This is a genomic window from Porphyromonas macacae DSM 20710 = JCM 13914, from assembly GCF_000379945.1.
GTDB lineage: Bacteria > Bacteroidota > Bacteroidia > Bacteroidales > Porphyromonadaceae > Porphyromonas > Porphyromonas macacae.
Map to the genome: position 1 here is coordinate 23,823 of NZ_KB904136.1, position 13,173 is coordinate 36,995.

The 13,173-nt window shown below is 44.0% G+C and carries 10 protein-coding genes; 8 read left to right on the plus strand and 2 right to left on the minus strand.

Features of this window, described 5'->3' with window-relative positions; all coding sequences use genetic code 11:
* Positions 1 to 104: 104 nt before the first annotated feature.
* Positions 105 to 2,732 carry a carboxypeptidase regulatory-like domain-containing protein gene (locus A3GI_RS0105765; protein WP_018360520.1) on the minus strand — a complete coding sequence of 876 codons (2,628 nt, stop codon included), beginning with the start codon at positions 2,730 to 2,732 and terminating at the stop codon, positions 105 to 107.
* A gap of 14 nt (positions 2,733 to 2,746) precedes the next feature.
* Positions 2,747 to 3,673 carry a GLPGLI family protein gene (locus A3GI_RS11230; protein WP_018360521.1) on the minus strand — a complete coding sequence of 309 codons (927 nt, stop codon included), beginning with the start codon at positions 3,671 to 3,673 and terminating at the stop codon, positions 2,747 to 2,749.
* A gap of 348 nt (positions 3,674 to 4,021) precedes the next feature.
* Between A3GI_RS11230 and A3GI_RS0105775 the strand changes: the two genes are divergently transcribed.
* From A3GI_RS0105775 to A3GI_RS0105810, 8 genes are all read left to right on the plus strand, one after another.
* Positions 4,022 to 4,249, plus strand: coding sequence for a 4Fe-4S binding protein (locus A3GI_RS0105775; RefSeq protein WP_018360523.1), 228 nt, complete (start codon positions 4,022 to 4,024; stop codon positions 4,247 to 4,249).
* Positions 4,250 to 4,270: 21 nt separating this feature from the next.
* The gene (locus A3GI_RS0105780; protein WP_026215965.1) at positions 4,271 to 5,353 is read left to right on the plus strand and encodes a 3-methyl-2-oxobutanoate dehydrogenase subunit VorB; all 1,083 of its coding nucleotides are present in this window, start codon (positions 4,271 to 4,273) and stop codon (positions 5,351 to 5,353) included.
* A gap of 56 nt (positions 5,354 to 5,409) precedes the next feature.
* Complete coding sequence (locus tag A3GI_RS0105785; protein WP_018360525.1) at positions 5,410 to 5,589, plus strand: hypothetical protein; 180 nt, start codon at positions 5,410 to 5,412, stop codon at positions 5,587 to 5,589.
* A gap of 11 nt (positions 5,590 to 5,600) precedes the next feature.
* A complete protein-coding gene (locus A3GI_RS0105790) occupies positions 5,601 to 6,365 on the plus strand; it encodes a thiamine pyrophosphate-dependent enzyme (protein ID WP_018360526.1) in 765 nt (254 codons plus the stop codon).
* Positions 6,366 to 6,386: 21 nt separating this feature from the next.
* Positions 6,387 to 6,929, plus strand: coding sequence for a 2-oxoacid:acceptor oxidoreductase family protein (locus A3GI_RS0105795; protein WP_018360527.1), 543 nt, complete (start codon positions 6,387 to 6,389; stop codon positions 6,927 to 6,929).
* A 102-nt stretch (positions 6,930 to 7,031) separates the two neighbouring features.
* Entirely contained in the window at positions 7,032 to 7,526 is a 495-nt protein-coding gene (locus A3GI_RS0105800; protein ID WP_018360528.1) for a 3'-5' exonuclease, read from the plus strand.
* A gap of 344 nt (positions 7,527 to 7,870) precedes the next feature.
* On the plus strand, positions 7,871 to 11,062 hold the full coding sequence (locus A3GI_RS0105805) for a SusC/RagA family TonB-linked outer membrane protein (RefSeq protein WP_115087323.1): 3,192 nt from the start codon (positions 7,871 to 7,873) through the stop codon (positions 11,060 to 11,062).
* 20 nt (positions 11,063 to 11,082) lie between these two features.
* Positions 11,083 to 13,026, plus strand: a complete 1,944-nt coding sequence (locus A3GI_RS0105810) for a SusD/RagB family nutrient-binding outer membrane lipoprotein (RefSeq protein WP_018360530.1) — start codon at positions 11,083 to 11,085, stop codon at positions 13,024 to 13,026.
* The last annotated feature ends 147 nt before the right edge of the window (positions 13,027 to 13,173 follow it).

Consider the following 13,173-nt stretch of genomic DNA (forward strand, 5'->3'; position numbering starts at 1 on the left):
CCCTCTTGTCGTTCACATTAAAAATCGGTTTGTATGCTGGGTGGGTTATGAGGTTGAATCTCATGTAAAATAAACATATCTGATAGCCCATTGTTTAGAAACATTTAAAGTAATTTGAAGCGGGCACGCAGCATTACTTCCGAGGGTCGCAAATGATATTCCGAATAGTATGCAGAAATGTCGGAGAATGACCGGTGGATATATTTGCAGGTGTTAAAGATGTTTGTCCAGTCTAAACGCAATTCGATGTCTCGCATTGTATACTGCGCACTCAAATTGCCGAAAACAGCATGGTGGCGTTTATTCCTATTTTCAGTTGTCAGGTAATGATTTGCAGAAGCATTCAAAATCAGTTTCTTTATCGGGATGAATGAAAGACCGGCGTATTGTGTCCAACGGTTCGATGCCGGCCTTTCGATACCGGCTATGGAACTGCGTGTCTGTGTCAATTCGCAACTGTATTTTGCGACCATAAACTTGCCAATATTGGAGGTTATGGAAGGCTCTATGTGCCAATGACGAAGTTTGAACGGTTTTATGACGGATTGAAACAGATTTACCGACTTGGTGATATTGTAACCTGCACTCAGGCGAATATCGGAGTCTATGGCATCCACGTGATCGCCTATTGAGAAAGATATTCCCAGTCTTTCGTTATTGTGCGGATGCCTGACCAGACGGTTATTGCTGAAAATACCTTTATAATAGACATCCGTAAGATATTGCAGACGTCGGAGCGAGTAGGTGATGCGCAGATTGGCAAAGAGGTGCGAAAAGATGTTTTTGTAAGATAGAGACAGAAAACCGCTGCCTCCGTATGTGGTACCTCCGAAGATATCGTTACGGTAGAGGGTGCGGTAAGACGTCATTATATATCCCGGAAAATCCAGTCCGAAACTTCCTGTGCTTTTTGTAAATGAAAGAAGAGAGAAAACAGACCAGTTCATATTAAAATTATAGTGAATGTTCATGGTGGGGGCAAACAGAAAGAATCCATCGTTCGTTTTTTCTCTGCTCAGATACCGATGACTGTAAATCATTTTATATTGTAGCGGTACGCTAATTTGGGGTTTCAGATTTTCCGAAATTTTACAGGAAAAATGAGTGGAGAGCTTCAGTGTAATATCGTCTCTTCGGAGGTCATTTCTGAGACTGTCGATTTCCAAATGATTGTCGTCACCGTACAGGCCGGAGTTCATTTTGTAGTGATCGGTTGCTAAACCGCCGGTGATGCCTGCCGATATGCCCCGATCTATATACCCCGAAACAGAATGATCCGTGGAGAGATGGGAGTAGTGCATCCGTTGTTCTATGGTTTTGTGATCGATGTCCGGCAGCAATTGCTGTAACGGAGGTGTTACACCCAGTGTTTCTTCTTTTTGGTTATAGGTTATGATCGATTTTATGGCGTATCTATGGTTGTGTCGACTTTTTTTGGTGTATTCGAAGGTGTTACCCAGCCTGAAAGATGGGGTTTGCAGGTTTTGTTCGTAGTATTGTTTATTGCCGGCTGTTCCGTCATACTCGTTGCGACCGGCCGTTAACTCCAGTTTGTTGTATAGCAGGAAATTGTCCTGATTGTTCTCTATTTTTACCGAGCCTTCCAGTTCCCGTTTTTTCAGAGCAGACTGCATATCTTCTATGATTACCACGGGGTTTACAGGGTCTGCGAAAAGCTCCTGTCTGGTGTAGCTTTTACGTTTTTCCCGATCGTGGAGGTAACTGATATTGGTGTTGACAGTGAAATTCTTATGTAGTAAGTTCAGGTTATTGAAAGAACCGAAGTGAGCATCGTTGAAGAAATAATGCTGCCGGTTTATATCGGGAGGCACAGGGCTGTAGATACGGAGCAGGCTGAAATTGTCTTGCAAGCTACCTCCGTAGTGGGAGATCAGCTCCTCGCTCACATCACGTCCGCTGTTATCTCCCTTGTAAGCCATCAGGTTTTGCGCTTTTACGGAAAAACGCATGCCGACCAGTTCGTTGCTCAGGAGCAGGGGCGATGCACCTATGCCTGCCTGAGCCGTGGCGAAGAAAGCACCCAGAGCCGATTTTTTGAGCTTTAGATTGATGGCCGCACTTTCCGGTATCTCTATTCCTTTCAATAATTTGACAGGTTGATGATTTTCGAGCACTTCCACGTTGGCCACTTTATCCGCTTCGAGGTTGTTGGTCGCTAAGCCGTATTTGCCCTCCAGAAGATCCAAGCCTTCGATATAGAATTTGCTGATGGCTTTGTTTTGATACAGAATTTGTCCTGAAGGTGTGATCTGTATGCCGGGCATCTTTTTGAGCACGTCGGCTATGGTGCGATCTGTAGCATCCGCAAACTGTGCCACGGAGTAGGTAAGGGTATCTCCTTTCTGACGTATTTTCGGAGCTTTTACGATAACCTCTTTCAGTGCCGTTGTTTTCATGGAAACCTCAAAATCGAGTTGCTGTACTTGACGTGTATCGATTGTTTTAGACCGGCTGAGGATGTTCATCGATCGAACGGAAACGGTAACGGAGTCGGGCAGATTACCGGCCTTGAGTTCGTAATAACCGTTTTCCCGTGTTTGTGTAAAAGCCAGAACCTGTTGCTGTCCTTTCGGTGTTAAAACAACGGTGGCATTTCCTATGGGGCGGCCGTTTTTTTCTTCTTTTACATGTCCTGATATACTCTTTTGTGCTGTCAGGTTCAGGGAGATGACCGACAGCACAAACAGCAATCCGATATGTCGTTTTAGCATATATTATAGATATATCAGAATTCCGTTTCCATGTTTTTATAGCTGACCGGATTTTTGGCCGGGTAAATGGTGTAGTCCCCGTTTCCGTTTTGGAAGGTGTATGTGATGTTTAGGTCTTTTTTATTTCTGAAATCGTACCATTGTTTCAGGCCGGCCTGTGTGGTGACAATCTTTTTCGCTTTTGGATAAACGACTTCTATGGGTATTTCCGTGGAAATGTTTTCAAGTCCGATGGCTTCAAATGTGAACAGCCTTTCGCTGTCTTCGGCCTTTAATATAAGTCCGGGCAGTCCATACAGTTTCCAGGGTCCTTCGGATATTGGCAAATCCAGAGTAAACCAAACCGTATAGGTACGACCTCTGAACCGGGTGGTGGCCTTTTGGCAGTTATAGCCCAAAACGGATAGCGTGTCTGCTGTTATTTCCCATGTTTGAGGAGGAATGTTTTCCGTAACGATCATGACACCCTTTTCTCCCGGATTGACAGTGGGGCCGTTATCGATCGTGATCACTTCTCCTGTATTTCTGTTTTTATAGATACGGTATGTTTCTTGCCTGTCGTTTCCTCCGCCGGATATTTGGTAAGGCTGTTGTCGTCGTTGCAGACGTGCTTCCAGGTCTTCCTCTTTCTTGTTGACCGAGATGCTTTTAACAGAAATCATGAACGATGCCGATTCCATGTGTTTTATCGAATCCTGTATCTTTTTGTTGAAATCATAATATACGGCCCATCGGTCTCCTATTTCCAGCGCCATGGAGTCTCCGATGATAAGAGGCTCGTGTTCTTTTTGGGCAGTTTGCAATGCGCGGTACACGATGCGATACCTGGCGCTGTCATTAATTTCCGGTTGAGTGTTTTCTGCTGTTTTCTGTGCATAGCCGCTAATGCTCCGGCTCAAAATCAAAAGAGCACAGATGATGGTGAACAAATTCGGTTTCATCGGTTGTAGCGTTTTATGGTTTATAAATTATATAATGCTTAAATAACCTTCAAAAGCAAAAGAATACATGCAACAGCGGAGTGGGTGTCATTCCGAATAATGCCTTGTTTGTGGAGAAGAACATTATGTCATCTTTTCTATGCAGAACAAAGTGTTGAGAAAAAATGTTCGGAAAAACATCATCCGAAACCGGTATAACCATAAATGCTCATAGCATTGCCGGTTTTAGTCTCTAATATACTCATAAATAGCTATTTTGATTTGTTTTTATTTAATTATTGGTATCTTTGAACAAATTAAAAGAACGGCTTCCGTTCAATAATTAACCTTAAACAAAAATAAATAGTTATGGCAAAAGTGAGAGGGGCTGTAGTTGTAGATACACAGCGTTGCAAAGGGTGCAACCTTTGTGTGGTGGCTTGCCCCACAAAAACTCTGGAACTACATCCGGATGAAGTAAATGATAAAGGTTATCATTATTCTTACATGAAGAATCCTGAAGCCTGTATCGGCTGTGCAAGCTGCGGCTTGGTTTGCCCGGACGGATGTATAACCGTTTATAAAGTTAACTTGTAAATCTTAATCTTTCGGAAAGATATGTCAGAAGAAATTAGACTGATGAAGGGCAATGAGGCAATTGCTCATTCGATGATAAGAAGCGGGGCGGATGGTTACTTCGGTTATCCTATTACCCCTCAATCTGAAGTGATGGAAACTCTGATGGCCGAGCATCCGTGGGACTCTACAGGCATGGTGGTGTTGCAGGCCGAGAGTGAGGTGGCTTCTATTAATATGGTATACGGAGGGGCTGCTTGCGGTAAGCGCGTTTTGACTACGACTTCCAGCCCCGGTATGAGTTTGATGCTCGAAGGCGTAAGCTATTTGGCCGGAGCCGAACTTCCTTGTGTGATTGCCAATGTGATGCGTGGAGGTCCCGGTTTGGGTACGATTCAGCCCAGCCAGGCAGACTATTTTCAGACAGTTAAGGGCGGAGGTCACGGAGACTACCGTTTATTGACCTTGGCGCCTAATTCGGTGCAGGAGATGGTGGACTTCATTCCCCTCGGGTTTGAACTCGCATTCAAGTATCGCAATCCGGTTATGATCCTGTCGGACGGTATTATCGGTCAGATGATGGAGAAAGTCAAGTTGCCGGAGTTTACACCCCGCCGTACGGATGAGCAAATCCGTGAGGAGTGTCCGTGGGCCACAACCGGCTGCAAGGGCGGTAGAAAGCCTAACATCATTACTTCTCTGGAGCTGGAATCGACCGTTATGGAAAAGAACAATGAACGTTTTCAGGCCAAGTATAAAAAGATGGAAGAAAACGAAGTTCGTTACGAAGAATATATGACGGAAGACGCCGATTATATTTTGGTGGCTTTCGGTTCATCGGCCCGTATTTGCCAGAAAACGGTGCAAAATGCCCGTAAAAAAGGTTTGAAAGTCGGTTTGTTGCGCCCGATTACTTTGTGGCCTTTCCCTGTAAAAGTGATTCAGGAACATTGCTCTCATGTCAAAGGATTCTATTCTGTGGAATTGAATGCCGGTCAGATGGTCGAAGATGTTAAGCTGGCTGTGGAAGGTCGTGTGCCTGTGGCTCATTACGGTCGCATGGGCGGTATGCTCTTTACTCCGGATGAAGTGCTTGAAAACTTGCAAAAAACGTTCAACTGCTAAATTCCGCCTAATATAATACAGGTTTTGCAACGAAGCCGGTAATTTGAGAAAGAACCATGGATAGAAAAGAATTGGAAAGTTTGTTGACCATTATATTTTACGTGCTCGTTGTGGCCACGCTGGTCACCTATTTTACATGGCATCGTACTTATCCTGCCGTTTTCATGACTATCGGGGTTACTGCTTTGGTGCTTAGATTGCTGACCTATATTATACGATATAAGAAACGAAAATAAAACAGACAGAAATGGATATAAAAGATATAATAAAACCGGAAAATCTGGTTTATCGGAAACCCGAGCTTCTTAATGATGTAACCATGCACTACTGCCCCGGTTGCAGCCATGGAGTGGTTCACAAGTTAGTGGCAGAAGTGATTGGCGAAATGGGCATGGCGGAAGATACCATCGGTATAGCTCCTGTAGGTTGCTCTGTATTTGCCTATAAGTATATCGACATCGACTGGCAGGAGGCTGCACACGGCCGTGCGCCTGCTTTGGCTACGGCGGCAAAACGTTTGAACCCGTCTAAAATGGTGTTCACCTATCAGGGTGACGGAGACTTGGCTGCTATCGGTACGGCGGAAACTATTCATGCGTGCAACCGCGGTGAGAATATCGTGATTATTTTTATAAACAATGGTATCTACGGTATGACCGGCGGGCAGATGTCTCCCGCTACTTTGGAGGGTATGCCCACCACCACTTGCCCCATGGGACGTAATGTAGAGTTGAACGGCTATCCTTTGAAGATATCCGACCTGTTGGCTCAACTTGACGGTACATGCTATGTAACCCGCCAGAGCGTTCATACGGCCGGTGCCGTACGTAAGGCTAAAAAGGCTTTGGAGAAAGCTTTCCGGAACTCTATGAACCGCAAGGGTACCTCTGTGGTGGAATTTGTTTCCACCTGCAACTCGGGTTGGAAGATGACCCCAGCCAAAGCAAACGAATGGATGACGGAGAATATGCACAAGAAGTATCCTCTGGGCGACCTAAAGAACATAGACTAATAATCATTAAGAAATAATATCATGACATACGAAATAGTTATTGCCGGTTTCGGAGGACAGGGAGTACTCTCTATGGGTAAGATTTTGGCTTACTCCGGTCTTATGGAAGGTAAGAATGTAAGCTGGATGCCGTCTTATGGTCCTGAACAGCGTGGTGGTACTTCAAACGTTACCGTTATCGTAAGTGATGAGCCGGTAAGTTCTCCGGTTGTCAATGAATATGATGTCGTAATCGTATTGAACCAGCCCTCATTGGATAAGTTCGAATCGAAAGTAAAACCGGGTGGCTTGTTGCTGTTCGACTCTAATGGTATTCACCGTTTGCCGAAGCGCAAGGATATTAAGGTTTGCCAAGTGGATGCGACCGAGGAAGCTTTGCACATGGGTAATCAGAAAGTATTCAATATGCTTGTTTTGGGCGGTATGCTCAAAGAAGCTCCTGTGGTAAAAATTGAAGGTATCGAAAAAGGACTTATGAAGTCTTTGCCCGAGCGTCACCACAAACTGATTCCGATGAATATCGAAGCCATTCAACGTGGTATGGAAATAGTAAAAGAATTGTAGAATATCGACTCCATTCAAAGATGGAGAAAGTATTTTTACATAAAACCTGTTAGATGAGTTATTGATGGTGTTTGCTAAATTTGCAAACACCATCTTTTTATTATGAGAGATTTTGCAGCCATAGATGTAGAAACGGCAAATCATGAATTTACCAGTATTTGCAGTGTCGGGCTTGTTGTGGTACGAGACGGTGCAATAACGGAGCGTTTTTATAGTTTAGTGAGGCTGGAACCTGATTATTACAGCTATTATAATACTTTGGTGCACGGATTGACCGATGCCGATACCTGCCATGCCCCTCTGTTTTGCGATGTGTGGGCAAGAGCCGAGGCTTTGGTTGGCGATTTGCCGTTAGTGGCACACAATGCATCTTTTGATCAACGTTGTATTTTCAGTGCATTAAGGATGTACCGGTTGGATTTTTGTCATGAGTCTTTTCTTTGCACCCTTCGGGCTGCACGTAAATATTTTGGGAAACAAATTCCCAATTTTCAACTTCAAACAGTTGCACGGGCATGCGGTTATGAGCTGATCAATCATCATAATGCTGTGGCAGATGCCGAAGCTTGTGCGCATATTGCTTTGCGTGTTTTGTAATATTTTTCGGAGAACGCTTTTCCCCTTGCTGAAGTTTAGAATTGTTTTTTATTTGTTCGAGGTCTAATTCGTTAAAGAATCAGGCCTTATTTTTTGTGCTCTTTTAGACAGGCGAAAAGACGATGACTTTTCTTTCATGAGTTAAATAAAAAATTGCTTTAATAGCCCCCTAATTGTTGGATTATATTATAATCAATGTTTAATGTTTATATTTGTACGTGCGATATATCCTCTTTTCTTTTTTTAGAGTTTCTTCTCTTTTTTAAGAATAAGGGTATCGAGTCTTTTTAATTAAGAAACTTTGTTTTCTGGATTGTAATTATTTATACCTTAATAATTGGCCTATGAAATTATCTTTTAGCTCGTTCAAGAAGAGTATAGCGCTCATGGCTGCTCTTGCTTTACTGTCTATGGGAGGAAAAGCTTTTGCAAATATTCCGGGCAGTACGGTAACGACAAATCAACAATCCCCGACGATCACCGTAAAAGGTTCTGTTGTAGACGAACAGAAAGAGCCTTTAATTGGTGTCAGTATTCTTGTTAAAGGCACAGCCGTTGGTGTACAGACGGATGTGAACGGAGAGTTCACGCTTACTAATATTTCAAGAAATGCTGTTTTGGTGGTTTCTTACATTGGTATGAAGACGCAGGAAGTGGCTGTGAACGGACAAACGAAAATCCATGTGGTTTTGAAATCCGAGTCTGTTGCCCTTAAAGAGGTTGTCGTGACCGCTTTAGGTATCAAAAGGGAGAAGAAAGCTCTTGGATATGCCATGCAAGAAGTGAAGGGTGAGGAGCTCCTCAAAGGGCGCGAACCGAATATTACGAACTCTCTGATCGGTAAATTTTCCGGTGTGCAGATTATTCGCTCCAGCAATGGCCCCGGCGGCTCCTCCAAGATTGTTTTGCGTGGTCATAACTCTCTTACGGGTAACAATCAGCCTCTGATTGTGGTGGATGGTGTACCTATGGATAACTTTACCGGTACTTCCGGCTCGAAATTCAATTCAGACTATTGGAATCCTGATACGGATATGGGTAACGGCCTTTCCGACATTAACCCCGAGGATGTGGCTAATATCACCGTTCTCAAAGGTGGATCGGCTGCCGCACTTTATGGCTCGCGTGCCGGTAACGGTGTTATTCAGATTACCACGAAAACGGGACGTAAGAACAAAGGTCTGGGGCTTACAATCTCGTCTTCTGTTTCTTTTACCACACTGTTCATGAAACCCGAATTGCAGAGCGTTTTCGGACAAGGTTCGAATGGTGTTTACGATAAGGATTCCGGATCAAGCTGGGGACCCAAGATTACGGGACAGGAAGTCGAAAAATGGAATGGAGAGAAGACCCGGATGCAAGTATATGATAATGTGAAGAATTACTTCAATACGGGTGTGAATTTCACTGAAAATATCTCCTTCTCTCAGCAGTATGGCAAGACTTCTGTTTATACCTCCGTTACTCAGACCAATGATAAGAGCAATATTCCGGGGGCTAAACTCGGGCGTACCAATATGATGGCACGTGCTGTGAACAGTTTTGGGCCGGATGACAGATGGACGACCGATACCAAAGTGCAATATATACGCACATCGGTTCAAAACAGACCGCTTAATGGAAAGAATTCTTCCAATACATTCCTGCAGATGTATTTATTGCCTCGTACTATGGATATTCGCGATTTTAAAGATGCGATCAAATCCGATGGTACTATGCTTTGGTATGGTTCCAGCGGCGAGGTCAATCCTTATTGGGCTTCCAAGTATAATCTGAACCACGATACCAGAGATCGTTTCCTGCTTAATGCTTCTTTGAAATATAAGTTTACAGACTGGTTGACCGGGGAAATTCGTGCCGGCTCCGATTTGTATTCGACCGAAACATGGACCAAGACATATGCCGGCTCTCCGATTGTAGACCATGGCGGACGTTTTACATTTGGTCAGGAACGTTTCTATGAGAATAACTATAGCTTCCTGTTTACGGCTTCAAAAGACAACCTTTGGGAAGAATTGGGTATAAATGCCACTTTCGGGGGTAATATGATGGATCGTAAGTATACTTCCATCCGATCCAATTCGGGGGCATTGGTGGTTCCTAACCTCTTTACATTGAACAACGGTGTGGATAAACCTACCGTAAACAATGATTTCAATCGTAAGAAAATCAACTCTTTTTATGGCTCTTTACAGCTTAACTGGGGAGGTTATTTCTTCTTGGACGGGACCTTGCGTAACGACTGGTCCAGTTCATTGCACAAAGACAATCGGTCGTTTCTTTATCCCTCCATCAGCACATCATGGGTAATTACCGATATGCTTCGTAAGAGCAATGTCGCTATCCCCGGCTGGATCAACTTCTTGAAAGTTCGCGGCTCGTTTGCACAGGTGGGTAACGACCTGCCTCCTTACCAACTCTATAATAATTTTGAGATCGGTAAAGACGGTACCGGCGGAACCATGGGTAATACCGGAGGTACATTCTTTGACCCGAATGTTAAAAATGAATTGATTTCCTCTTGGGAATTCGGTACGGAGGTTCGTCTGTTCGATAACAGATTGGGCATTGACTTTGCATGGTATAAAAGCAATGCACGTAATCAGTTGTTAGACTTACCGATAGATCCGGGAGCAGGTTTCAATAATAAGAAGATCAATGCCGGAGATATTCAGAACCGCGGTTTTGAGTTCATGATTAATGCCGACCTGATCAGGAACAGAGTCTTTACCTGGAATACAATGCTCAACCTGTCTCGAAACGAAAACAAGATTATTTCTCTCTACGGCGATATCAAGGAGTATACTTTAGGACAGTTCCAGAATGTTCGGATATTGGCTATTGCAGGAGGTAATTATGGCGAGATTTGGGGTAGCGGCTACAAGAGAGTCGAGGACGAAAAGAGCGAACACTATGGTCGCATCGTTGTAGACGAAAACGGATTGCCTTTAGGCGATGATACATCCCGTAAGTTGGGAGACCAGCAGGCTAAAGTTCTTTTAGGTCTGACCAATAGCTTTTCTTATGCCGGATTTAATCTGAGCTTTTTGATAGATGCACGTCTGGGTGGTAAGATTTACTCTGCAACGAACCGTTTCTTGCAGTCCTCCGGTAGTGCTGCTGCGACGGTAATAAATGGCGACCGCAAAGATTTTATCGTGGATGGAGTGGTAGAGCAGAATGGCAAATTTGTTGAAAACAAGAAAGAAGTTTCAGTGCAGGATTATTGGGGCCGCGTGCTTTCTGCCACAAACGGCAACTTGGGTATCACCGAAGCCAATATCTATGATGCCAGCACCATTCGCTTGCGCAATATTACTTTGAATTATGCGCTCCCCAACAAATGGCTGGCTAAAACCAAACTGACAAAAGCCTCTGTGGGTTTCTCATGCAATAATGTTTGGATGCTCTCAAGCCATCTCAACGGAGTCGATCCGGAGTCTGTTTTCTCTACCGGTTCAAATGCTGTAGGCTTTGAGTTCTCTTCATCGCCGACTTCCAGCTCTTATATGTTTAATGTTACACTCGGATTTTAATCCCAATACCTATATTTGAAATGAAACAGCTTAAATATATTTTCGGATCATTGGCGGTTGTGGGACTTTTTGGCCTAACCGGTTGTTCCGATTTCGATGATGTCAATGTCAATCCCAATGATACCACGGAAGAGCAGATCCTGACGGAGTATCTTGTGAATAAGTCTATTGTTCAGGCTCAGTTGGACCCGGATGTGTCTGAGCGTTCTTTTGTTTTGTATTGGAAAGATGCAGCACAGATGCAACGCTCTGAAAATGGTTTTCAAACGGGGCGTTCAGATGATGGCTGGACTTCCAACTATTATGGTAATGCCACGGTTAACTGTCTTAAACCCATCAATCTGGCCATTCAACATGCCGATAAATTGATTCAATCCGGGACATTCCGTCCTGCCGAAAAAACGATGCGCGAAGCTGCACGGGTTTGGCGTGTATATTTGCTCAGTGAGTTAACCGACTGTTTCGGACCTGTTTCCATAGGAGACTATTCTTCCGGAAAGGATCCGGTGTATTCTTCCACGGAGGAGGTTTATATGTACATGCTAAAAGAGCTGAAAGAAGCAGCTGAAGCTCTCAAATCATCTCCCGAGGTATCAGATAAAGATATTTCCGCTTTGGATAAGGCTTATGGTTTCAATCCTGCAAAATGGAGGAAATATGCTAACTCCATGCGTATGCGTTTAGCCATGAGATTGAGTGAAGTGAAACCGGACGTGGCACGCTCAAACTTTGAAGAAGCTGCTGCCGCAGGCGGTATTTTAGAGGCAGCAGACCGCTTCCAAATCATCATGCGCGATGAATGGGCCCCCTTGGTTAACGTGATGAGCCGTCAGTGGAATATTCAATATGTGTCTCCGGTTATCAGTAATCTGACTATCGGTTTGGGGGGTGTAAATTCAAAAGAAAGTTTGCCGGCCAAACTGCATGAATATGTGAAGGAAGAGAACTATGCCGGAATGCGCCTGGAGCAACATCTGTCTACTTTGACCACCAGTCCGCTTTCCGAATATTTCCTGGATGGACTTCCTGCCATTATGGATCCTCGTACTTACAAATTATTCCCTATTCCCGGGGACTTCGATAATCCGGACTTCTGTTATTTCCCGTCCTGGGCTGATAAATATTCTAAAACAACCAAGAGGCCTCTTAAGGATCCTAATAACCCGGATAAAGATCTGATGGAATTGGATGCCAAATACACTTGGAATATCTTCCCCGGTGGTTCTTACGGAAAGAAGGGAGATCTTAATCGGTTAATGTATTATATCGGTCCGGAGCCCCGTTTGGGAATGACCTATCGTGAAGGATATAAGAACGAAGCTCACAAGTATCGTATCTTCTTTGCCGAATGGGAAACGAACTTTTTGTTGGCAGAGGCTTCTGTAAGAGGATGGAATGTGCCGAAAGACGGTAAAAAAGCCTATGAAGACGGTATCAAACAAAGTTTTGCTTTTGTGGGAGCCGATCATGTCGATAAATATTTGAAGTCTACCTCTTATAACCGTGTAGGTACTTCCGTAAGCTGGGATCATGTGCAAGAGCCTCAGGGTACGGTTAAGATGAATTATGTGGACGGTTATACCAAAGCACCCGGAACGATCGATTATCATTATCCCGAGTTGGCTAACCGTCTCTATACTGTTGCATACAATGACCGTCTGACTAAGATTATAACCCAGAAGTTCATTGCCAATACTCCCTGGTTGCCACTGGAGGCCTGGTCCGATCATCGTCGTTTGGGTTTACCCTTCTTCAATACTCCTGTTATTGAAAAGTCTATCGCCCTGATGCCTCAACTTACTCAATCCAACTATAAGGTGGCTCAGGTTAACTTTTTCCCGCAAAGAATACCTTACCCCAGTTCTATCAAGAACGGTAACCCGCAGGGTTACAATGGAGCCGTTCAAAAGCTGGGTGGTAAAGACGAAGTGTTTACTCCTCTTTGGTGGGCTAAGAAGAAATAGGCTCGTTCGGAGTTGAATAAACTTCGTTGTATTTCTTGAAACACGACAACCCCCGAAAGTCTTTTGTATGGCTTTCGGGGTTTGCTTATTTGGATTCACTCTTTTCAAGTTTGGATTTTATCAGCAATTTTTTTGAGAAAAGCTCCG

What these genes read in the sequence shown, in the direction of transcription:
- A3GI_RS0105765 (WP_018360520.1), bottom strand. Translation starts at nt 2,732, where the DNA reads ATGCTAAAACGACATATCGGATTGCTGTTTGTGCTGTCGGTCATCTCC.
- A3GI_RS11230 (WP_018360521.1), bottom strand. Translation starts at nt 3,673, where the DNA reads ATGAAACCGAATTTGTTCACCATCATCTGTGCTCTTTTGATTTTGAGC.
- A3GI_RS0105775 (WP_018360523.1), top strand. Translation starts at nt 4,022, where the DNA reads ATGGCAAAAGTGAGAGGGGCTGTAGTTGTAGATACACAGCGTTGCAAA.
- A3GI_RS0105780 (WP_026215965.1), top strand. Translation starts at nt 4,271, where the DNA reads ATGTCAGAAGAAATTAGACTGATGAAGGGCAATGAGGCAATTGCTCAT.
- A3GI_RS0105785 (WP_018360525.1), top strand. Translation starts at nt 5,410, where the DNA reads ATGGATAGAAAAGAATTGGAAAGTTTGTTGACCATTATATTTTACGTG.
- A3GI_RS0105790 (WP_018360526.1), top strand. Translation starts at nt 5,601, where the DNA reads ATGGATATAAAAGATATAATAAAACCGGAAAATCTGGTTTATCGGAAA.
- A3GI_RS0105795 (WP_018360527.1), top strand. Translation starts at nt 6,387, where the DNA reads ATGACATACGAAATAGTTATTGCCGGTTTCGGAGGACAGGGAGTACTC.
- A3GI_RS0105800 (WP_018360528.1), top strand. Translation starts at nt 7,032, where the DNA reads ATGAGAGATTTTGCAGCCATAGATGTAGAAACGGCAAATCATGAATTT.
- A3GI_RS0105805 (WP_115087323.1), top strand. Translation starts at nt 7,871, where the DNA reads ATGAAATTATCTTTTAGCTCGTTCAAGAAGAGTATAGCGCTCATGGCT.
- A3GI_RS0105810 (WP_018360530.1), top strand. Translation starts at nt 11,083, where the DNA reads ATGAAACAGCTTAAATATATTTTCGGATCATTGGCGGTTGTGGGACTT.